Consider the following 19,770-nt stretch of genomic DNA (forward strand, 5'->3'; position numbering starts at 1 on the left):
TCTTGGCTCGGTTTGGTCTGGCCGGTGTTACTGCGCGACCTGGGTGATCTCGAACGGCTGCGGCTGCTGCGCGCCGTGCGGGTGCTGGTCACCCTTGTAGACCTTCAGCTTCGAGAGCATCTGACGGCCCAGCGAGTTCTTCGGGAGCATGCCCTTGACGGCCTTCTCGATGGCCTTCTCCGGGTTCTTGTCCAGCAGCTCGTCGTAGCGGACGGAGCGCAGACCACCCGGGTAGCCGGAGTGGCGGTACGCCATCTTCTGGGTCCGCTTGTTGCCGGACAGGTGCACCTTGTCGGCGTTGATGATGATGACGAAGTCACCGGTGTCGACGTGGGGGGCGTAGATCGGCTTGTGCTTGCCGCGCAGAATGGAGGCGGCGGTGCTGGCGAGACGGCCCAGGACAACGTCCTGAGCGTCGATGACGTGCCACTGGCGCGTCACATCGCCGGGCTTGGGGCTGTACGTACGCACGGTTCGTAGCCTTCGCTTCGAGTGAGTGGTCCTGACAAGGTCACCGAAGACGATCACGACAGCCCTGACCGCACTGCGGTGACGCAAACCGCGTGCTGGTCGCTGGTCATCGGCCCGGTGGACCGGTGTAAGGGCCCGTCCCGTGAGAATGAGCAAGCCAATACACAACGAAGATGCAGGATACCCGGGTTTCCACGACCGGGTCAAAACGAGCCCGCCCCACCGCCCGGACGACCGAGTTGTGCACCCGTGCCGGAAAGGTCCGGGGCGGCCGGGCCGCGGACACACCGGCACCCCTCGCCTCCCGTCTAAGATGCGCCCCATGAGCTATGGGCAGGGGGGACCTCAGTCCCAGTGGGATCCGTGGAAACCGAACTCCCAGCAGCCGTGGAGCGGCAGCGACGGAGCGAGCCCGGACTGGGCCGCGCTGGCCGAGGCGTCCGAGACGCGGAACAAGCGCCGCCGGCTGCTCTTCATCGGCGGGGGCGCGCTGGCCACGATCGGCATAGGCGCCGCCGTCGCCATGGGCGTGGTGAACGCGGACGGCGGTGACGAGGCCAACCGCCCGACGTCCTCGCTGCCCCCGACCGCCGACCTGCCGAGTGCGTCCGGCACCCCGTCCTTCGCCCCGACCAGCGCCCCGCCGCCGCTGGACCCGAAGGAGTTCGTCTCCAGCAAGGCCAAGGACAAGGCGGCCAACAGCCCGGACCTGATGTTCCCCGGCACCCAGCTGACCATGGGGTCGAACGTCTACAAGAAGGGCCCCACCGCCGACTCGAAGACCTGCACCGCGGCGGTCCAGGGCACCCTGCCGAAGGTCCTCACCGCCAACGGCTGCACGCGCCTGATGCGCGTCACGTACACCAAGGGCAACCTGGCGGTGACGGTCGGGGTGGCCGTCTTCGACACCGAGGCGCAGGCCCTGAAGGTCAAGAGCCAGGCCGACAGCAAGAGCATCGTCAAGGCCCTCACCGGCGGCGGCGTGAAGGCCTTCTGCAACGGCGCGATCTGCCGCTCGACGACCAACTCCTACGGCCGCTACGCCTACTTCACGATCACCGGCTTCACCGGCGGCAAGGACGTCACCACGAAGGACACGGCGGCCTTCACCATGGGTGACGACCTCGCCGAGTTCACCTTCCAGCAGATCAACCGCCGCGGCCAGGCCCAGGCGTCGGCGGCCGCGAACAGCTGACCCCGGCGCGGCCGGGCGGGCCCTACCCGCAGCAGCCCGCGGCCGTGCCCGGCAGCGTCCGCCTGTTCCTGGCCTCCTTGTTACGGGCGGCCAGGAACTCGTCGGCGGGGTAGCCGACCTCCTCCAGCGTCAGCCCGTGCGGCCGTACGACATGAACGGCCGAGTCCCGTACGCCGGCGGCCAGCACCTTCCCCGGCCACTCCGGCCCCCGGTGCCCGTCCCCCACGAACAGCAGCGCCCCGATCAGCGAGCGCACCATGTTGTGGCAGAAGGCGTCGGCGCGCACGGTCGCGGTGATGATCCCGTCCTCCCCCTTGACCAGGCTCAGCTCCTGCAGCGTACGGATGGTGGTGGCGCCCTCCCGCCGCTTGCAGTAGGCGGCGAAGTCGTGCTCCCCGAGGAGCCGCCGGGCGGCCTCGTTCATGGCGTCGACGTCGAGCGGCCAGTCGTGCCACAGGACGTGGTTGCGCAGCAGCGGATCGACCCCGCCGGGGTTGTCGGTGACCCGGTAGGCGTAGCGCCGCCAGACCGCCGAGAAACGGGCGTTGAAGCCGCTGGGGGCCTCCCGCAGGGCCCACACCCGGACGTCCCGGGGCAGTCGCCCGGCGAGCCGCTTGAGCAGCTTCTCGTGATGCTCGCGCCAGACGTGTTCCGGCAGGTCGACATGGGCGACCTGGCCCCGCGCGTGCACCCCCGCGTCGGTCCGCCCGGCCACCGTCAGCTCGTACGTGGTCTCCCCCGACCGCGTGACGGTCCGCAGGGCGTCCTCGATCTCCCCCTGCACCGTCCGCCGGCCCCCGGCCTGCTTGGCCCACCCGGAGAAGTCGGTCCCGTCGTAGGACAGGTCGAGGCGGACACGGACATGACCGGGCTGTACTTCGTCACTCACACAGAGATCCTCTCAAGAACACAAAGGCGGGCCCGCTCCTGATAAGGAACGGGCCCGCCAACGCCCTGAAGGGGCGCGGGGAACCGCGCGACCGGCCACGACGGCGCCGCGGCCGACGACGCACAGCCCCCGGCAGAACGCTTACGCGTCCTTCGACTCCTCGGCGGGAGCCTCCGCGGCCTCGTCCGCGGCCGGAGCCGCGTCCTCGACCTTGGTCTCCTCGGCCTTGGTCTCCTCGGCCTCCTTGACCGCGCGCTTGGTCGCGGCCTCGGCCTCACCGGTCGCCTGCTGCGCCACCGTCAGCGCCTCGACCAGCTCGATGACAGCCATGGGCGCGTTGTCGCCACGGCGGTTACCGATCTTGGTGATGCGGGTGTAGCCACCCGGACGGTTCTCGTAGCGCGGGCCGATCTCGGTGAAGAGCGTGTGGACGACGCTCTTGTCCGTGATCACCTGGAGCACCTGACGGCGGTTGTGAAGGTCGCCCTTCTTCGCCTTGGTGACCAGACGCTCGGCGTACGGCCGCAGACGGCGGGCCTTCGCCTCGGTGGTGGTGATGCGACCGTGCTCGAACAGCGACTTCGCGAGGTTCGCGAGGAGCAGCTTCTCGTGCGCGGCACTGCCGCCCAGACGGGCACCCTTGGTGGGCTTCGGCATGGTTCTTCTCCTGTGTGTCTGCCCCGGCCGTATCAGGTACCGGGGTCAGGAACCCGATGAGCGGATGCTCACCGGCAACGACCGATCAGTACTGCTCGGTCTCCACGAAACCCGCGTCCGCGTCGTCGTCGGCGCCGAAGGCGTCGGCGGCGGCCGTGGGGTCGAATCCGGGCGGGCTGTCCTTCAGGGCCAGGCCCATGCCGGCCAGCTTCGCCTTGACCTCGTCGATGGACTTCGCACCGAAGTTGCGGATGTCCAGGAGGTCGGCCTCGGAACGGGCGACGAGCTCACCCACGGAGTGGATGCCCTCGCGCTTGAGGCAGTTGTACGACCGAACGGTGAGCTCGAGCTCCTCGATCGGCAGCGCCAGGTCGGCGGCCAGGGCGGCGTCCGTCGGGGACGGGCCCATGTCGATGCCCTCGGCGTCGATGTTGAGCTCGCGCGCCAGACCGAACAGCTCGACCAGGGTCTTACCGGCCGACGCCATGGCGTCACGCGGACGCATGGCCTGCTTGGTCTCGACGTCGACGATCAGCTTGTCGAAGTCGGTGCGCTGCTCGACACGCGTGGCCTCGACCTTGTACGTGACCTTCAGCACGGGGCTGTAGATGGAGTCGACCGGGATACGGCCGATCTCCTGGCCCACCTGCTTGTTCTGCACGGCGGAGACGTAACCGCGGCCGCGCTCGACCGTGAGCTCCATCTCCAGCTTGCCCTTGCCGTTGAGCGTGGCGAGGACCAGGTCGGGGTTGTGCACCTCGACACCGGCCGGGGGCGCGATGTCGGCGGCGGTGACCAGACCCGGGCCCTGCTTGCGCAGGTACATCACGACCGGCTCGTCGTGCTCCGAGGAGACGACCAGCTGCTTGATGTTCAGGATCAGGTCGGTGACGTCCTCCTTGACGCCCGGCACGGTGGTGAACTCGTGCAGGACACCGTCGATGCGGATGGACGTGACCGCCGCACCCGGGATCGACGACAGGAGCGTACGGCGCAGGGAGTTGCCGAGGGTGTAGCCGAAGCCCGGCTCCAGCGGCTCGATCACGAACCGGGAGCGGAACTCGTCGACGACCTCTTCGGTCAACGAGGGACGCTGAGCGATCAGCATGAGGTGATCAGATCCTTCTTTCGTGGACGCCCGCTATTTGACGCCCGACGGAAACCGCACCCGGTGAAAAGTGCGGGTACTGCAAGGGTACGGGCGATACGGCCCTTTCACGGGGTCGTACCGCCCGGAAACCCGAGACCTGTCGGCCGTGCGTCAGACGCGACGACGCTTCGGCGGACGGCAGCCGTTGTGCGGGGTCGGGGTGACGTCCTGGATGGAGCCGACCTCGAGGCCCGTGGCCTGCAGGGAACGGATCGCGGTCTCACGACCGGCGCCCGGGCCCTTGACGAAGACGTCGACCTTGCGCATGCCGTGCTCCTGCGCGCGACGGGCGGCCGACTCGGCGGCCATCTGCGCGGCGAACGGCGTGGACTTGCGCGAGCCCTTGAAGCCGACGTGGCCGGCGGAGGCCCAGGAGATCACGTTTCCGGCCGGGTCCGTGATGGACACGATCGTGTTGTTGAACGTGCTCTTGATGTGCGCCTGGCCGTGCGCGACGTTCTTCTTTTCCTTGCGGCGCACCTTCTTGGCAGCGCCCTGACGACCCTTGGGGGGCATCTATTACTCCTACGGGAGGTGGTCGGTCCTACAGCGAAGACCGCTGGACGGCGAGTCCGCTGCGGACTACTTCTTGCCCGGCTTCTTCTTGCCGGCGATGGCGCGACGCGGGCCCTTGCGGGTGCGGGCGTTGGTGCTGGTGCGCTGACCGCGGACGGGCAGACCGCGACGGTGACGGAGACCCTGGTAGCAGCCGATCTCGACCTTGCGGCGGATGTCGGCCTGGATCTCGCGACGGAGGTCACCCTCGGTCTTGATGTTGTTGTCGACGTACTCGCGGATCGCGACGAGCTGCTCCTCGGAGAGGTCGCGAACGCGGGTGTTCGGGTCGACGCCGGTCGCAGCCAGCGTCTCCTGCGAGAGGGTCCGGCCGATGCCGAACACGTAGGTGAGGGCGACCTCCACGCGCTTGTCGCGCGGGATGTCAACACCGGAAACGCGTGCCATTCAATGGCTCCTGGTGATCTTCGGAGGTCTTCCACAGAACCGGATCCCAGCCGCCGTACCAGGTACGAACTGGGTCCCCGGCCTCCGAACCGGGGGTGTCAGGCAAGGAAAAACCCCCGCCTGGGTCCTGCGTATGAACATATTCAGCTCGCGTCGCGCGAAGTCTCTGCGATATCGATGCAGAGGGTGTGATCCGTGTGCGATCAGCCCTGGCGCTGCTTGTGGCGCGGGTTCTCGCAAATGATCATGACCCGACCGTGACGGCGGATCACCCTGCACTTGTCGCAGATCTTCTTGACGCTCGGCTTGACCTTCATGGGATGTGAGGTTCTCCGGGTCAGTTGCCGGCAACCCCGCACGCCGAACGGCGCACGGGGCAGGGGCAAGATCTACTTGTACCGGTAGACGATCCGGCCACGCGTCAGGTCGTACGGAGACAGCTCCACCACGACCCGGTCGTCAGGGAGGATGCGGATGTAGTGCATGCGCATCTTGCCGCTGATGTGTGCCAGGACCTGGTGGCCGTTCTGGAGCTCGACCTTGAACATGGCGTTCGGAAGAGACTCGACGACAGTGCCCTCGATCTCGATGGCACCTTGCTTCTTGGCCACGCTTCGCCCTTCGAATCGACTACCTTGATCGACTCTCCGCGAGCATGCAGGCATGCGGGTGCACAAGAGCCGACGAGTCAGTCTACGTCAGCGCACCCGGAAACACGAATCGAGGCAGTCTGCCCCAAGGAGGAGATCATTACGCCAGCGGATCCGGCGCGGCCGTGACGCCGTGCTCGGCCAGCTTCGCCCTGCCGCCGTCGGGCGCCGTCAGCACCAGCGGACCGTCCTCCATCAGGGCGACGGAGTGCTCCCAGTGCGAGGACCAGGTGCCGTCGGTGGTGATGACCGTCCAGTCGTCGTCCAGGACCTCGGTGCGGGGGGTGCCCAGGGAGACCATCGGCTCGATCGCCAGGCAGAAGCCGGGGACCAGCTTGGGGCCCTTGCCCCGCCTGCGGTCGACGTAGTTCAGCAGGTGCGGGTCCATGTGCATCTCGGTGCCGATGCCGTGGCCGCCGTAGTCCTCGATGATGCCGTACCGGCCGCCGCCGGGCTTGGGCTGGCGGCGGATGTAGGTCTCGATGGCCCGGGAGACGTCCACCAGGCGGTTGCCCTGCTTCATCGCGGCGATGCCGGCCCACATGGACTCTTCCGTCACCCGCGAGAGCTCGATCAGCTCCGGGGCGTGACCGGAGCCCACGAACGCCGTGTACGCCGCGTCGCCGTGCCAGCCGTCCACGATCGCGCCGCAGTCGATGGAGATGATGTCGCCGTCCTTGAGGACGACCTCGTCGGACGGGATGCCGTGGACCACCACGTCGTTCACCGAGGTGCAGATCGTCGCCGGGAAGCCGCCGTAGCCCAGGAAGTTCGACTTGGCGCCGTGCTCCGCGAGGACCTTGCGCGCGACCTCGTCCAGGTCCTTGGTCGTCGCCCCGGGCACCGCCGCTTCCCGCGTCGCCGCGTGGATGGCGGCGACGACCAGCCCCGCCGCGCGCATCTTGGCGATCTGCTCGGGGCTCTTGATCTGCACCATGGGGGCCTGCGCTCTCCGTCACTCAGGTCTATGGGTTACGTACACAACAGTACGGCCGTGGTGTCCGGGCGGACTCCACGGCCGTACCAGGCCGACGACTACTGGTCGTCGCCCTCACGCTTCAGCGCCGCCAGCGCGCGGCCGGTGACCTCCTCCACCGGGCCCATGGCCTCGATGGTCACCACGAGGCCCTGGGCCTTGTAGTAGTCGATGATCGGCTCGGTCTGCGTGTGGTAGACCTCGAGCCGCGTCCGGACGGTCTCCTCGGAGTCGTCGTCCCGCTGGTACAGCTCGCCGCCGCAGACGTCGCAGACGCCCTCCTTGGCCGGCTTCTTGTACGTCACGTGGAAGACGTGGGCCGAGTCGTTGCGGCAGATGCGCCGTCCGGCGATCCGCTTGACGACCTCCTCCTCGGGGGCCTCCAGGTCCAGTACCGCGTCCAGCTTGATGCCCTCGGTGGTGAGGAGCTCGTCCAGCGCCTCGGCCTGCGAGACGTTGCGCGGGAAGCCGTCCAGCAGGAAGCCGCGCTCGGCGTCCGGCTGCTCCATGCGGTCCTTGGCCATGGCGATGGTCACCTCGTCGGGGACGAGGTTGCCGGCGTCCATGTAGGACTTCGCGAGTTTCCCGAGCTCGGTCTGCTGGCTGATGTTGGCGCGGAACAGGTCGCCCGTGGAGATGTGCGGAACGCGCAGTTTCTCGGCCAGGCGAGTGGCCTGCGTACCCTTTCCGGCACCCGGCGGCCCGACGAGGACGATTCGCATCAGCGGAGGAACCCTTCGTAATTGCGCTGCTGGAGCTGGCTCTCGATCTGCTTCACCGTCTCGAGACCCACACCCACGATGATCAGGATGCTGGTCCCGCCGAACGGGAAGTTCTGGCTTGCCCCGAAGCCAACCAACGCCATCGTCGGGACGAGAGCGATCAGACCCAAGTACAGCGAACCCGGCCAGGTGATCCGGTTGAGCACGTAGGAGAGGTACTCAGCGGTCGGTCGGCCAGCCCGGATGCCCGGGATGAAGCCACCATACTTCTTCATGTTGTCGGCCACTTCCTCGGGGTTGAAGGAGATGGCGACGTAGAAGAAGGCGAAGAAAACGATCAGCAGGAAGTACAGGCTGATGTAGATCGGGTGGTCACCCTTGGTCAGGTTGGCCTCGATCCAGGTCTTCCAGCTGGAGGTCCCGCTGGAGAACTGGGCCACGAGAGCCGGGATGTAGAGCAGCGACGAGGCGAAGATGACCGGGATCACACCGGCCTGGTTCACCTTGAGGGGGATGTACGTCGAGGTACCGCCGTAGGAACGGCGGCCGATCATGCGCTTCGCGTACTGCACGGGGATCCGGCGCTGGGCCTGCTCGACGAAGACCACCAGGGCCACCATGACCAGACCGACCGCGATGACCGTGCCGAACTCGATCCAGCCGTCCGCCAGGGTGCCCGACTTCTTGATGGCCCACAGCGCCGACGGGAAGGTCGCGGCGATCGAGATGAACATCAGGATCGACATGCCGTTGCCGATGCCGCGGTCGGTGATGAGCTCACCGAGCCACATGACGACGGCCGTACCGGCGGTCATGCAGATGACCATCACGATGGTGGTGAAGATCGCGCGGTCCGGGACGATCTGGCTGGCGACGGTGCAGCCGGAGAACAGGGCGCCACTGCGGGCGGTGGCCACCAGGCCGGTGCCCTGGAGGATGGCCAGCGCCACGGTCAGGTAGCGCGTGTACTGCGTGATCTTCGCCGTACCGGCCGAGCCCTCCTTCTTGAGGGCTTCCAGGCGCGGGATGACCACGGTCAGCAGCTGAAGGATGATGCTCGCCGTGATGTACGGCATGATGCCCAGCGCGAAGACCGTGATCTGCAGCAGCGCGCCGCCGCTGAACATGTTCACCAGACCGAAGAGGCCTTGGTTGCCGGACGCCTCGTCGACGCAGCGCTGAACGGACGTGTAGTCGACGCCGGGGATCGGAATGTGCGTACCGACCCGGTAGACCACGATGATCCCGAGCGTGAAGAGCAGCTTCTTGCGCAGGTCGGGCGTCCTGAACGCCCGGGCGAACGCGGTGAGCACGGTGCCTCCTGCGACCCCCGCGCATCTGCGTCAAGGGTGACGGTCTTGAAGGTCCAATAAGAACAACGACATGAGTAACGGCGGACTGCCGCTCAAGGTGCCCGCTGGGGAGAACCTTGTGAAAAGTAGGCAGTGCTGGTCACCTTACCCGCGACACAGCTCCCCTAGGAACGACCAACCGGGGATACCCCATTTGTGGGGTATCCCCGGTCGGGATCGCTCAAGTCATCGAGACGCCTGATGCGGTCAGACGAGCTCGGTGACGGTACCGCCGGCGGCGGTGATCTTCTCCTTGGCGGAGCCGGAGACGGCGTCGACCGTCACCTGCAGCGCCACGGAGATCTCGCCCTGGCCGAGAACCTTGACGAGGCTGTTCTTGCGAACGGCACCCTTGGCGACGAGCCCCTCGACGGTGACCTCGCCACCCTCCGGGTACAGCGCGGCCAGCTTGTCGAGGTTCACGACCTGGTACTCGGTCTTGAACGGGTTCTTGAAGCCCTTCAGCTTCGGAAGGCGCATGTGGAGCGGCATCTGGCCACCCTCGAAGCGCTCCGGAACCTGGTAGCGGGCCTTCGTGCCCTTGGTACCACGACCGGCCGTCTTACCCTTCGACGCCTCACCACGACCGACACGGGTCTTGGCGGTCTTGGCGCCCGGGGCGGGACGGAGGTTGTGGATCTTGAGCGGGTTGTTCTCCGCCATGATCAGTCGACCTCCTCGACCGTCACGAGGTGGCGGACGGTGTGCACCATGCCGCGGAACTCGGGGCGGTCCTCCTTGACGACCACGTCACCCAGGCGCTTGAGGCCCAGGGAACGAAGGGTGTCACGGTGGTTCTGCTTGCTGCCGATGTAGGACTTCGTCTGCGTGATCTTGAGCTGCGCCATGATCACACACCCGCCCCGGCACGCGCACGCAGCAGGGCCGCGGGGGCGACGTCCTCGAGCGGCAGACCGCGGCGGGCCGCGATCTCCTCGGGACGCTGCAGGCCCTTCAGGGCCTCCACGGTCGCGTGCACGATGTTGATGGCGTTGTCGGAGCCGAGCGACTTCGACAGCACGTCGTGGATACCGGCGCACTCGAGCACGGCGCGCACCGGACCACCGGCGATCACGCCGGTACCCGGGGACGCGGGCTTGAGCAGCACGACGCCGGCAGCCTTCTCACCCTGGATGGGGTGCGGGATGGTGCCCTGGATGCGGGGGACCTTGAAGAAGTGCTTCTTGGCCTCCTCAACGCCCTTGGCGATGGCGGCCGGCACCTCCTTGGCCTTGCCGTAACCGACACCCACGGTGCCGTCACCGTCGCCCACCACGACCAGCGCGGTGAAGCTGAAGCGACGACCACCCTTCACAACCTTGGCGACGCGGTTGATCGCGACGACGCGCTCAACGTACGCGGTCTTCTCGGCGGCAGCAGCGCCGCCGTCACGGCCCTTCCGGTCCCGCCGCTCGCCGCCACCGGCACCGCTTCCGCGGCGCTGGGGTCCAGCCATTGGATTACCTCTCTCTTTCCGCTAGCTACAAGCGGCTCAGAACTTGAGCCCGGCTTCGCGGGCGGCGTCCGCCAGGGCGGCGATGCGCCCGGCGTACTGGTTGCCACCACGGTCGAACACGACGGCCTCGACACCGGCGGCCTTGGCACGCTCGGCGACCAGGGCGCCGACCTGCTTGGCCTGCGCGGACTTGTCGCCCTCGCCACCGCGGATCGACGTGTCCAGCGTGGACGCCGAAGCCAGGGTGTGGCCCTTGAGGTCGTCGATCACCTGCGCCACGATGTGGCGGTTCGAGCGGGTCACGACGAGACGGGGGCGCTCCGCCGTACCCGAGATCCGCTTGCGGATCCGGATGTGACGGCGCTTGATCGCGGCGCGCTTGTAGGCGTCGCCCTTCAGGATCTTCTGCCCGTATGCCATGGCTTACTTACCCGCCTTTCCGACCTTGCGGCGGATGACTTCGCCCTCGTACTTGACGCCCTTGGCCTTGTACGGGTCAGGCTTGCGCAGCTTGCGGATGTTGGCCGCAACCTCGCCGACCTTCTGCTTGTCGATGCCCTCGACCTGGAACCGGGTCGGGGTCTCCACCTTGAAGGTGATGCCCTCCGGGGCCTCGACCAGGATCGGGTGGCTGTAACCGAGCGCGAACTCGAGGTTCGAACCCTTGGCGGTCACGCGGTAACCGACACCGCTGATCTCGAGCTTCTTCACGTAACCCTGGGTCACGCCGGTGATCATGTTCGCCACCAGCGTGCGGGACAGGCCGTGCAGGGCCTTGCTCTGACGCTCGTCGTTGGGGCGGGTCACCTGGAGAGTGCCGTCCTCGCCCTTGGCGATGTCGATCGGAGCAGCAACGGTGTGGGTCAGCGTGCCCTTCGGGCCCTTGACCTCGACCGTGCGGCCGTCGATGGTGACGTCCACGCCGGCGGGAACCGCGATGGGGAGCTTGCCGATGCGCGACATAGCTGTTTCCTCCGTTCCCTTCTGCTACCAGACGTAGGCGAGGACTTCCCCACCCACGCCCTTCTTGCCGGCCTGCTTGTCGGTGAGGAGCCCGTGGGACGTGGAGATGATCGCCACGCCCAGGCCGCCGAGCACCTTCGGCAGGTTGGTGGACTTCGCGTACACCCGGAGACCGGGCTTGGAGATCCGCTTGATGCCCGCGATGGAGCGCTCACGGTTCGGGCCGAACTTGAGCTCGAGGGTGAGGTTCTTGCCGACCTCGGCGTCCTCGACTCGCCAGCCCGTGATGAAGCCCTCCTGCTGGAGGATCTCCGCGATGTGCGACTTGATCTTGGACGCCGGCATCGTCACGGAGTCGTGGTACGCCGAGTTCGCGTTCCGCAGACGCGTCAGCATGTCTGCGATCGGATCAGTCATGGTCATGAATTGGCCTGTGGCCTCTCTCGCCGGGGTTTCCTGGTGCGCCATCCCTCTCCCCGATCCGAGACGGGACGGGTGCGGCGCGGTGGACCTACGGCGTAGTAAGTCGTACGGGCGCGACAGGCGCCCAACCCCACAAGCCTAAGGCATGCGGAGATGGGCCCTGTCCACCCAGATGCTTACCGAGAGCCTGGGTAACCCTGAACTAGCGGGGTTACCAGGAGCTCTTGGTCACGCCCGGCAGCTCGCCACGGTGAGCCATCTCACGAAGGCACACGCGGCAGAGGCCGAACTTGCGGTACACGGAGTGCGGACGACCGCAGCGCTGGCAGCGGGTGTACGCGCGCACGCCGAACTTGGGCTTGCGAGCAGCCTTCGCGATGAGAGCCTTCTTCGCCATCTCGCTCACGCCTCCTTGAACGGGAAGCCGAGGTGACGCAGAAGGGCACGGCCCTCTTCGTCGTTGGTCGCCGTGGTGACCACGGTGATGTCCATACCCCGGACGCGGTCGATCTTGTCCTGGTCGATCTCGTGGAACATGACCTGCTCCGTGAGACCGAAGGTGTAGTTGCCACGGCCGTCGAACTGCTTGGGGGACAGGCCGCGGAAGTCGCGGATGCGCGGCAGCGCGAGCGACAGGGTGCGGTCCAGGAACTCCCACATGCGGTCGCCACGGAGCGTGACGTGAGCACCGATCGGCTGACCCTCACGCAGCTTGAACTGCGCGATGGACTTGCGGGCCTTGGTGACGGCCGGCTTCTGACCGGTGATCGTGGTGAGGTCGCGGATGGCGCCCTCGATCAGCTTCGAGTCACGGGCGGCGTCGCCGACACCCATGTTGACCACGATCTTGACGAGGCCGGGGATCTGCATGACGTTCTCGTACTTGAACTCGTCACGCAGCTTGCCCGCGATCTCCTCGCGGTACTTCGTCTTGAGACGCGGAGTGGTGGTGGTAGCCATCAGATGTCCTCACCCGTCCGCTTGGCAACGCGGATCTTGTTGCCCTCGTCGTCGAAGCGGTAACCGACACGCGTGACGACCTTCTGACCGTCCTTCTCCACGACCAGCTGGACGTTGGAGACGTGGATCGGGGCCTCGGTGGTCACGATGCCGCCGGCCTGGGAACCGCGAGCGGTCGGGCCGGCCTTGGTGTGCTTCTTGACCCGGTTGACACCCTCGACCAGGACACGGTCCTCACGGGGGAAGGCCGCGATGACCTTGCCCTGCTTGCCCTTGTCCTTACCGGTGATGACCTGGACCAGGTCGCCCTTCTTGATCTTCATGCTTACAGCACCTCCGGCGCGAGCGAGATGATCTTCATGAACTTCTTCTCGCGCAGCTCACGGCCGACCGGGCCGAAGATGCGGGTGCCGCGAGGGTCGCCGTCGTTCTTCAGAATGACGGCGGCGTTCTCGTCGAAGCGGATGTACGAGCCGTCCGGACGGCGGCGCTCCTTGACGGTGCGAACGATGACCGCCTTGACGACGTCACCCTTCTTCACGTTGCCACCGGGGATCGCGTCCTTGACGGTGGCGACGATGACGTCACCGATGCCCGCGTAGCGGCGACCGGAGCCACCGAGCACACGGATGCAAAGGATCTCCTTCGCACCAGTGTTGTCGGCGACACGCAGTCGCGACTCCTGCTGGATCACGTCTATCTCCTGTTTGTCTGCCGGTTCCCCGGGAGCCGCTCAGCGGAGCGGCTCCCGGAGCCTGGCGGAACTGTCCTGCGAGGAATGCCCCGCAGGAACGTACTTTTTGGAATTCCCTTGCGGGAACTACCTACTTGGCCTTCTCGAGGATCTCGACGACGCGCCAGCGCTTCGTCGCGGACAGCGGCCGGGTCTCCATCAGGAGGACGCGGTCGCCGACACCCGCGGCGTTCTGCTCGTCGTGTGCCTTGAGCTTGTTGGTACGGCGGATGACCTTGCCGTACAGCGCGTGCTTGACGCGGTCCTCGACGGCGACGACGACGGTCTTGTCCATCTTGTCGCTGACGACGAGACCCTCACGGGTCTTGCGGAAGCCGCGCGCTTCTGCGTTCTCAGTCACGTTGTTCTCGCTCATCAGGCGTTCTCCACCGTCTCGATGCCCAGCTCACGCTCGCGCATCAGGGTGTAGATCCGCGCGATGTCCTTGCGGACCGCCTTCAGACGGCCGTGGTTCTCAAGCTGTCCGGTCGCCGCCTGGAAGCGGAGGTTGAACAGCTCTTCCTTGGCCTCGCGGAGCTTCGCCAGAAGCTCCTCGTTGCCCAGCTCGCGCAGCTCGGACGCCTTGGTACCGGCCGACATCACGCTTCACCTGCCTCGCGCTTGACGATCCGGCACTTCATCGGCAGCTTGTGAGCGGCGCGAGTGAGGGCCTCACGGGCGATCTTCTCGTTCGGGTAGGACAGCTCGAACATGACCCGGCCCGGGTGCACGTTCGCGATCCACCACTCCGGCGAACCCTTACCGGAACCCATGCGGGTCTCGGCAGGCTTCTTGGTGAGGGGGCGGTCCGGGTAGATGTTGATCCAGACCTTGCCGCCACGCTTGATGTGGCGGGTCATCGCGATACGGGCCGCCTCGATCTGGCGGTTGGTCACGTACGCCGGCGTGAGGGCCTGGATGCCGTACTCGCCGAACGCGACCGTCGTACCGCCCTTGGCCTCACCGCGGCGCTTCGGGTGGTGCTGCTTGCGGTGCTTGACCCTACGGGGGATCAGCATGTCGGTCAGGCCTCCGTTCCGGTGCTCTCAGCCGGAGCGGCGGGAGCCTCGGCCTTGGGGGCCTCGGCAGCAGCCTGCTGCGGCTTACGACCGCGACCGCCACGCTCGCCACCGCGGCCACCACGGGCCGGGCGGTCGGCGCCACCACGGGCCGGGCGGTTGCCGGCGCGGGCAGCGGCGTTCTCGGCGCGGACCTCGGCGATGTTCTTGACGTCGCCCTTGTAGATCCAGACCTTCACACCGATGCGGCCGAAGGTCGTCTTGGCCTCGAAGAAGCCGTAGTCCACGTTCGCGCGGAGCGTGTGCAGGGGCACGCGGCCCTCGCGGTAGAACTCCGAGCGGGACATCTCGGCGCCGCCGAGGCGGCCACCGCACTGGATCTTGATGCCCTTGGCGCCGGCCTTCATGGCGGACTGCATGCTCTTGCGCATGGCCCGACGGAAGGAGACGCGGGAGGAGAGCTGCTCGGCGACGGCCTGGGCCACCAGCTGAGCGTCCGTCTCCGGGTTCTTGACCTCGAGGATGTTGAGCTGGACCTGCTTCTTGGTCAGCTTCTCCAGGTCGCCGCGGATACGGTCGGCCTCGGCGCCGCGGCGGCCGATGACGATGCCCGGACGCGCGGTGTGGATGTCCACGCGGACACGGTCACGGGTGCGCTCGATCTCCACCTTGGAGATACCGGCGCGCTCCATGCCGGACGTCATCATCCGACGGATGGCGACGTCTTCCTTGACGTAGTCCTTGTACGACTTGTCGGCGTACCAACGCGACTTGAAGTCGGTGGTGATGCCGAGCCGGAACCCATGCGGGTTAACCTTCTGGCCCATTACCGGGTTCCTTCCTTGCTGGCGACGACCACGGTGATGTGGCTGGTCCGCTTGCGGATCCGGTAGGCACGGCCCTGGGCACGCGGACGGAACCGCTTCAGGGTCGGGCCCTCGTCGACGTACGCCTCGCTGATGAACAGCGAGGAGGCGTCCGTGTGGTCGTAGTTGTGCGCGGCGTTGGCGATGGCGCTGTCGAGCACCTTGCCGACGGGCACGGAGGCTGCCTGCGGAGCGAATCGCAGAACAGCCTGGGCCTCCGTGGCGTCCATGCCACGGATGAGGTCCACCACACGGCGGGCCTTCATGGGCGTGACGCGGATGTACCGCGCCTGGGCCCTGGCTTCCATGGTTGTCCCTTCAGAGTTACTTACGTGTCTGAATGCGATCCGCTACTAGCGGCGCTTCGACTTCCGGTCTTCCTTGACGTGACCCCGGAAGGTGCGCGTCGGCGAGAACTCGCCGAGCTTGTGACCGACCATCGACTCGGTGACGAACACCGGGATGTGGGTCTTGCCGTTGTGCACCGCGAGCGTGTGGCCGAGCATGGCCGGCACGATCATGGAGCGACGGGACCAGGTCTTGATGACGTTCTTGGTGCCGGCTTCGTTCTGGGCGTCCACCTTCTTGATCAGGTGGTCGTCGACGAAGGGCCCCTTCTTGAGACTGCGCGGCATCTAAACCCGCTCCTAGCGCTTCTTGTTCGTCTTGCGGCGGCGGACGATGTACTTGTTCGAAGCCTTCTTCGGCGAACGAGTACGACCTTCCTTCTGACCCCACGGGGAGACCGGGTGGCGACCACCGGAGGTCTTGCCCTCACCACCACCGTGCGGGTGGTCGACCGGGTTCATCGCGACACCACGGACGGTCGGGCGAACGCCCAGCCAGCGCTTGCGGCCGGCCTTGCCCCAGTTGATGTTGCTCTGCTCGGCGTTGCCGACCTCGCCGACCGTGGCGCGGCAGCGCTGGTCGACCAGGCGGATCTCACCGGAGGGCATGCGGAGGTGGGCCATCGAGCCCTCCTTCGCGAGCAGCTGCACGGAGGCACCGGCGGAGCGGGCGAACTTGGCACCGCCACCGGGACGGAGCTCGATCGCGTGGATCGTGGTACCGACCGGGATGTTGCGGAGGGCCAGGTTGTTGCCCGGCTTGATGTCGGCCCCGGGACCGTTCTCGACGCGGTCACCCTGCTGCAGGTTGCGCGGGGCGAGGATGTAGCGCTTCTCGCCGTCGGCGTAGTGCAGCAGCGCGATGCGCGCGGTGCGGTTGGGGTCGTACTCGATGTGCGCGACCTTCGCCGGCACGCCGTCCTTGTCGTGACGACGGAAGTCGATCACGCGGTAGGCGCGCTTGTGTCCGCCACCCTGGTGGCGAACGGTCACACGACCGGAATTGTTACGGCCGCCCTTGCTGTGCAGGGGACGGACCAGCGACTTCTCCGGCGTGGACCGCGTGACCTCGACGAAGTCGGCGACGCTGGAGCCACGGCGGCCCGGCGTAGTCGGCTTGTACTTGCGGATTCCCATTTCTCAGTCCTCGTCCGATACCGGACGATCCGACCCGCTTACGCGGTCGGACCGCCGAAGATGTCGATACGGTCGCCCTCGGCGAGGGTCACGATCGCGCGCTTGGTGGCGGCGCGCTGGCCGAAGCCCGTGCGGGTCCGCTTGCGCTTGCCCTGGCGGTTGATCGTGTTGACCCCGGTGACCTTGACCGAGAAGACCGCCTGGACGGCCTGCTTGATCTGGGTCTTGTTGGCGTTCGGGTCGACGATGAACGTGTACTTGTTCTCGTCGAGGAGCGCGTAGCTCTTCTCCGAGACGACCGGCTTCAGCAGCACGTCACGGGGGTCCGTGTACGCCTTGCTCAGCGGGGTCTCGACGGTGTTCTTGCCCTCGGTGGCGTGGCGCTTCGCCTTGGCGACGCGCGCGGCCTTGGCGGCCTTGGCCGCCTTGGAGGCGATGCTCGGGTGACGCGTAGCCATCAGGCCTCGCTCCCTTCGGTGTCGTTGGCCTTCGGGCCGGCGACGAAGGACTCGAGAGCGGCCTGGGTGAAGACCACGTCGTCCGAGACGATCACGTCGTACGTGTTCAGCTGGCCCGGCTCCAGGATGTGGACCTGGGGCAGGTTGCGGGCGGACAGCCACGCGGCCTCGTCGGCGCGCTCGACGACCAGGAGCAGGTTCTTGCGCTCCGAGATCTTGCCGAACAGCGTGCGAGCGGCCTTGGTGGAGGGGGTCTCGCCCTCGATCACGCCGGTGACGACGTGGATGCGGTTGTGGCGGGCCCGGTCGGTGAGGGCGTGACGCAGGGCGGCAGCCTTCATCTTCTTCGGGGTCCGCTGCGAGTAGTCGCGCGGCACGGGACCGTGCACGACGCCACCACCGGCGAACTGCGGCGCGCGGGTCGAGCCCTGACGGGCGCGGCCGGTGCCCTTCTGGCGGTAAGGCTTCTTGCCACCACCACGGACCTCGCCACGGGTCTTGGTCTTGTGCGTGCCCTGACGGGCAGCCGCGTTCTGCGCGACGACGACCTGGTGGATCAGCGGGATGCTGACCTTCTCCACGCCGAAGATCTCCGCGGGGAGCTCGACGCTACCGGTCTTCTCGCCGGCAGGCGAAAGGATGTCAACAGTGCTCATCGGTTACCTCAGGCCCCCTTGGCCGCGGTGCGGACCAGGACGAGGCCGCCGTTCGGACCGGGAACCGCGCCCTTGATGAGCAGCAGACCCTTCTCCGCGTCAACGGCGTGGACGGTCAGGTTCTGGGTGGTGACACGCTCGTTGCCCATGCGACCCGCCATGCGGAGGCCCTTGAACACGCGGCCCGGGGTGGCGCAGCCACCGATGGAACCGGGCGAGCGGTGCTTGCGCTGGGTGCCGTGACCGGCGCCGAGGCCCTTGAAGTTGTGACGCTTCATGACACCGGCGAAGCCCTTGCCCTTGCTCTTGCCGGTCACGTCGACCTTGATGCCGGCCTCGAACACCTCGGCGGTGATCTCCTGGCCGAGGGTGTACTCGCTGGCGTCAGCGGTACGGATCTCGACGAGGTGGCGGCGGGGAGTGACGTCGGCCTTGGCGAAGTGGCCCTTGAGGGGCTTGTTCACCTTGCGCGGGTCGATCTCGCCGAACGCGATCTGGACGGACTCGTAGCCGTCGACGTCGTTCGTACGGACCTGGGTCACGACGTTGGGGCCGGCCTTGACGACGGTGACGGGAACAACGCGGTTGTTCTCGTCCCACACCTGCGTCATGCCGAGCTTCTCGCCCAGGATGCCCTTGATCTGCTTAGCCATTCTCAGATCACCGACCCTCAGAGCTTGATCTCGATGTCGACACCGGCCGGGAGGTCGAGTCGCATCAGAGAGTCAACGGTCTTGGGCGTCGGGTCGAGGATGTCGATCAGGCGCTTGTGCGTGCGCATCTCGAAGTGCTCGCGCGAGTCCTTGTACTTGTGCGGCGACTTGATGACGCAGTACACGTTCTTCTCAGTGGGCAGCGGCACCGGGCCCGCGACCGACGCACCAGTGCGCGTCACCGTCTCGACGATCTTCTTCGCCGAGGAGTCGATGACCTCGTGGTCGTAGGCCTTGAGCCGGATGCGGATCTTCTGTCCCGCCATGGCTACTCAGTAGTCCTGTCTCTCGTAACGCTCTGGAACCCGGTGTTCCTGTCTCGTTTCTCCGACCCACGCGGTCGGGCGTGTCGCGCTCCCGCTGACACAGATGCCCCTTGTTCGAACATCCCTGCAGGGAATGCACACGGCCCTTCCGGAACCGCAAGCCGGGGACGAAGGTCCACCGGGTGCCTGGCCGGTGCAGCACCGCACTTCCCGAAAGATTCCCGTACGTCCGCCCCAGCGCTGCCTCGCGGCAGTTAGGGCGACGAGTACTGTGGGACTCGCTTCCGGTCCTCCCGACGGGAGGCGCGCAGCATCAACACTCGACCGAGCAACCCCGCTAGTCTGCCATACGGGGCAGCACCTCCGCCAATCGAGCCGGAGAGAATACCCGCAGCGTGACGTAGGTCAAACGCCCCGGGGTGACACCCCCCGCATTCCGCGCCCGGACGTGCGGACGTGAGACCTCATCGTTGCCTCACATCCGGCCCGGGCGGGGCCGCGCCTCGCGGGTCACCGCCTGTCCCGCACCCCGGACCCGGGCGAACGACCTCTCCAGCCCCCGCTTCACCGCTCCCGCCGCCGGGCGCTCCACGAAGCCGCGCACCGCCCAGCTCAGGGCCAGGAAGCCGGCCAGGAGCGAGGCCAGGAGGAGCCGGGCGTCCATGGCGGCGTGCAGGCGGCTGATGACGGCCGTGCCCGCCGCGTGGTGCAGCGGGTAGAGCGGGTACTCAGGCTTCCCGCCGTCACC

The 19,770-nt window shown here is 67.1% G+C and carries 34 protein-coding genes; 1 reads left to right on the top strand and 33 read right to left on the bottom strand.

Features of this window, described 5'->3' with window-relative positions; genetic code table 11:
* Positions 1-27 precede the first annotated feature (27 nt).
* Complete coding sequence (gene rplM, locus ACFY2L_RS17245) at positions 28-471, bottom strand: 50S ribosomal protein L13 (protein ID WP_137303147.1); 444 nt, start codon at positions 469-471, stop codon at positions 28-30.
* 322 nt (positions 472-793) lie between these two features.
* Here rplM and ACFY2L_RS17250 point away from each other — a divergent pair, with 322 nt between their 5' ends.
* On the top strand, positions 794-1,666 hold the full coding sequence (locus ACFY2L_RS17250; protein WP_390822710.1) for a hypothetical protein: 873 nt from the start codon (positions 794-796) through the stop codon (positions 1,664-1,666).
* Positions 1,667-1,688: 22 nt separating this feature from the next.
* Here the strand turns inward: ACFY2L_RS17250 and truA are convergent, their stop codons facing one another.
* From truA to ACFY2L_RS17410, 32 genes are all read right to left on the bottom strand, one after another.
* Positions 1,689-2,555, bottom strand: a complete 867-nt coding sequence (truA, locus tag ACFY2L_RS17255; RefSeq protein ID WP_390658137.1) for a tRNA pseudouridine(38-40) synthase TruA — start codon at positions 2,553-2,555, stop codon at positions 1,689-1,691.
* A gap of 141 nt (positions 2,556-2,696) precedes the next feature.
* Positions 2,697-3,212: a 50S ribosomal protein L17 gene (gene rplQ / locus ACFY2L_RS17260; protein ID WP_390822711.1), complete on the bottom strand. Its 516-nt coding sequence runs from the start codon at positions 3,210-3,212 to the stop codon at positions 2,697-2,699.
* Positions 3,213-3,297: 85 nt separating this feature from the next.
* Complete coding sequence (locus ACFY2L_RS17265) at positions 3,298-4,320, bottom strand: DNA-directed RNA polymerase subunit alpha (RefSeq protein WP_003966937.1); 1,023 nt, start codon at positions 4,318-4,320, stop codon at positions 3,298-3,300.
* 153 nt (positions 4,321-4,473) lie between these two features.
* Positions 4,474-4,878 carry a 30S ribosomal protein S11 gene (gene rpsK, locus ACFY2L_RS17270; protein WP_010354218.1) on the bottom strand — a complete coding sequence of 135 codons (405 nt, stop codon included), beginning with the start codon at positions 4,876-4,878 and terminating at the stop codon, positions 4,474-4,476.
* A 66-nt stretch (positions 4,879-4,944) separates the two neighbouring features.
* Complete coding sequence (gene rpsM, locus ACFY2L_RS17275; RefSeq protein ID WP_030788235.1) at positions 4,945-5,325, bottom strand: 30S ribosomal protein S13; 381 nt, start codon at positions 5,323-5,325, stop codon at positions 4,945-4,947.
* Between the two features lie 203 nt (positions 5,326-5,528).
* Positions 5,529-5,642 (bottom strand): 50S ribosomal protein L36, encoded by a 114-nt coding sequence (gene rpmJ, locus ACFY2L_RS17280; protein WP_004984509.1) that lies wholly within the window; start codon positions 5,640-5,642, stop codon positions 5,529-5,531.
* A 72-nt stretch (positions 5,643-5,714) separates the two neighbouring features.
* The gene (gene infA, locus ACFY2L_RS17285; RefSeq protein WP_003948620.1) at positions 5,715-5,936 is read right to left on the bottom strand and encodes a translation initiation factor IF-1; all 222 of its coding nucleotides are present in this window, start codon (positions 5,934-5,936) and stop codon (positions 5,715-5,717) included.
* A 139-nt stretch (positions 5,937-6,075) separates the two neighbouring features.
* Positions 6,076-6,912: a type I methionyl aminopeptidase gene (map, locus tag ACFY2L_RS17290; protein WP_390658135.1), complete on the bottom strand. Its 837-nt coding sequence runs from the start codon at positions 6,910-6,912 to the stop codon at positions 6,076-6,078.
* Positions 6,913-7,010: 98 nt separating this feature from the next.
* The gene (locus ACFY2L_RS17295; protein WP_390658134.1) at positions 7,011-7,673 is read right to left on the bottom strand and encodes an adenylate kinase; all 663 of its coding nucleotides are present in this window, start codon (positions 7,671-7,673) and stop codon (positions 7,011-7,013) included.
* On the bottom strand, positions 7,673-8,986 hold the full coding sequence (gene secY, locus ACFY2L_RS17300) for a preprotein translocase subunit SecY (RefSeq protein WP_390658133.1): 1,314 nt from the start codon (positions 8,984-8,986) through the stop codon (positions 7,673-7,675). The genes ACFY2L_RS17295 and secY overlap by 1 nt, the downstream gene beginning before the upstream one ends.
* Before the next feature lie 246 nt (positions 8,987-9,232).
* The gene (rplO, locus tag ACFY2L_RS17305; RefSeq protein WP_067018996.1) at positions 9,233-9,688 is read right to left on the bottom strand and encodes a 50S ribosomal protein L15; all 456 of its coding nucleotides are present in this window, start codon (positions 9,686-9,688) and stop codon (positions 9,233-9,235) included.
* Between the two features lie 2 nt (positions 9,689-9,690).
* Positions 9,691-9,873: a 50S ribosomal protein L30 gene (gene rpmD / locus ACFY2L_RS17310; protein ID WP_009190145.1), complete on the bottom strand. Its 183-nt coding sequence runs from the start codon at positions 9,871-9,873 to the stop codon at positions 9,691-9,693.
* A gap of 2 nt (positions 9,874-9,875) precedes the next feature.
* A complete protein-coding gene (rpsE, locus tag ACFY2L_RS17315; RefSeq protein ID WP_058923758.1) occupies positions 9,876-10,481 on the bottom strand; it encodes a 30S ribosomal protein S5 in 606 nt (201 codons plus the stop codon).
* 36 nt (positions 10,482-10,517) lie between these two features.
* On the bottom strand, positions 10,518-10,901 hold the full coding sequence (gene rplR, locus ACFY2L_RS17320) for a 50S ribosomal protein L18 (RefSeq protein ID WP_019980869.1): 384 nt from the start codon (positions 10,899-10,901) through the stop codon (positions 10,518-10,520).
* A gap of 3 nt (positions 10,902-10,904) precedes the next feature.
* Positions 10,905-11,444, bottom strand: a complete 540-nt coding sequence (rplF, locus tag ACFY2L_RS17325; protein WP_390658132.1) for a 50S ribosomal protein L6 — start codon at positions 11,442-11,444, stop codon at positions 10,905-10,907.
* A gap of 24 nt (positions 11,445-11,468) precedes the next feature.
* Positions 11,469-11,867, bottom strand: coding sequence for a 30S ribosomal protein S8 (rpsH, locus tag ACFY2L_RS17330; protein WP_116148541.1), 399 nt, complete (start codon positions 11,865-11,867; stop codon positions 11,469-11,471).
* A 211-nt stretch (positions 11,868-12,078) separates the two neighbouring features.
* A complete protein-coding gene (locus ACFY2L_RS17335; protein ID WP_003956452.1) occupies positions 12,079-12,264 on the bottom strand; it encodes a type Z 30S ribosomal protein S14 in 186 nt (61 codons plus the stop codon).
* 5 nt (positions 12,265-12,269) lie between these two features.
* Positions 12,270-12,827: a 50S ribosomal protein L5 gene (gene rplE, locus ACFY2L_RS17340; protein ID WP_360741260.1), complete on the bottom strand. Its 558-nt coding sequence runs from the start codon at positions 12,825-12,827 to the stop codon at positions 12,270-12,272.
* Positions 12,827-13,150, bottom strand: a complete 324-nt coding sequence (gene rplX / locus ACFY2L_RS17345) for a 50S ribosomal protein L24 (RefSeq protein WP_133919849.1) — start codon at positions 13,148-13,150, stop codon at positions 12,827-12,829. The genes rplE and rplX overlap by 1 nt, the downstream gene beginning before the upstream one ends.
* 2 nt (positions 13,151-13,152) lie before the next feature.
* Positions 13,153-13,521, bottom strand: a complete 369-nt coding sequence (gene rplN, locus ACFY2L_RS17350) for a 50S ribosomal protein L14 (protein ID WP_003998823.1) — start codon at positions 13,519-13,521, stop codon at positions 13,153-13,155.
* Positions 13,522-13,651: 130 nt separating this feature from the next.
* Complete coding sequence (gene rpsQ / locus ACFY2L_RS17355; protein WP_067249205.1) at positions 13,652-13,936, bottom strand: 30S ribosomal protein S17; 285 nt, start codon at positions 13,934-13,936, stop codon at positions 13,652-13,654.
* On the bottom strand, positions 13,936-14,160 hold the full coding sequence (rpmC, locus tag ACFY2L_RS17360; RefSeq protein WP_007494763.1) for a 50S ribosomal protein L29: 225 nt from the start codon (positions 14,158-14,160) through the stop codon (positions 13,936-13,938). Before rpmC ends, rpsQ begins: the two co-directional genes overlap by 1 nt.
* Positions 14,160-14,579 carry a 50S ribosomal protein L16 gene (rplP, locus tag ACFY2L_RS17365; RefSeq protein ID WP_030788270.1) on the bottom strand — a complete coding sequence of 140 codons (420 nt, stop codon included), beginning with the start codon at positions 14,577-14,579 and terminating at the stop codon, positions 14,160-14,162. The genes rpmC and rplP overlap by 1 nt, the downstream gene beginning before the upstream one ends.
* A gap of 5 nt (positions 14,580-14,584) precedes the next feature.
* Entirely contained in the window at positions 14,585-15,406 is an 822-nt protein-coding gene (gene rpsC / locus ACFY2L_RS17370) for a 30S ribosomal protein S3 (RefSeq protein WP_390658130.1), read from the bottom strand.
* Positions 15,406-15,753, bottom strand: a complete 348-nt coding sequence (gene rplV / locus ACFY2L_RS17375) for a 50S ribosomal protein L22 (RefSeq protein ID WP_003998827.1) — start codon at positions 15,751-15,753, stop codon at positions 15,406-15,408. Before rplV ends, rpsC begins: the two co-directional genes overlap by 1 nt.
* Positions 15,754-15,798: 45 nt before the next feature.
* Complete coding sequence (gene rpsS / locus ACFY2L_RS17380) at positions 15,799-16,080, bottom strand: 30S ribosomal protein S19 (protein WP_023547380.1); 282 nt, start codon at positions 16,078-16,080, stop codon at positions 15,799-15,801.
* A 12-nt stretch (positions 16,081-16,092) separates the two neighbouring features.
* Positions 16,093-16,929: a 50S ribosomal protein L2 gene (rplB, locus tag ACFY2L_RS17385; RefSeq protein ID WP_030788280.1), complete on the bottom strand. Its 837-nt coding sequence runs from the start codon at positions 16,927-16,929 to the stop codon at positions 16,093-16,095.
* Positions 16,930-16,967: 38 nt separating this feature from the next.
* A complete protein-coding gene (gene rplW, locus ACFY2L_RS17390; RefSeq protein WP_390658127.1) occupies positions 16,968-17,387 on the bottom strand; it encodes a 50S ribosomal protein L23 in 420 nt (139 codons plus the stop codon).
* Positions 17,387-18,043, bottom strand: coding sequence for a 50S ribosomal protein L4 (gene rplD / locus ACFY2L_RS17395; protein WP_390658125.1), 657 nt, complete (start codon positions 18,041-18,043; stop codon positions 17,387-17,389). The genes rplW and rplD overlap by 1 nt, the downstream gene beginning before the upstream one ends.
* Positions 18,044-18,051: 8 nt before the next feature.
* Positions 18,052-18,696 carry a 50S ribosomal protein L3 gene (gene rplC, locus ACFY2L_RS17400; RefSeq protein ID WP_020135811.1) on the bottom strand — a complete coding sequence of 215 codons (645 nt, stop codon included), beginning with the start codon at positions 18,694-18,696 and terminating at the stop codon, positions 18,052-18,054.
* Positions 18,697-18,713: 17 nt separating this feature from the next.
* Positions 18,714-19,022: a 30S ribosomal protein S10 gene (gene rpsJ, locus ACFY2L_RS17405; protein ID WP_003948644.1), complete on the bottom strand. Its 309-nt coding sequence runs from the start codon at positions 19,020-19,022 to the stop codon at positions 18,714-18,716.
* Positions 19,023-19,497: 475 nt separating this feature from the next.
* Complete coding sequence (locus ACFY2L_RS17410) at positions 19,498-19,686, bottom strand: hypothetical protein (RefSeq protein WP_390822712.1); 189 nt, start codon at positions 19,684-19,686, stop codon at positions 19,498-19,500.
* Between the last annotated feature and the right edge of the window lie 84 nt (positions 19,687-19,770).

The sequence above is a fragment of the Streptomyces sp. NPDC001381 genome (assembly GCF_042895685.1).
Taxonomy (GTDB): Bacteria; Actinomycetota; Actinomycetes; order Streptomycetales; family Streptomycetaceae; genus Streptomyces.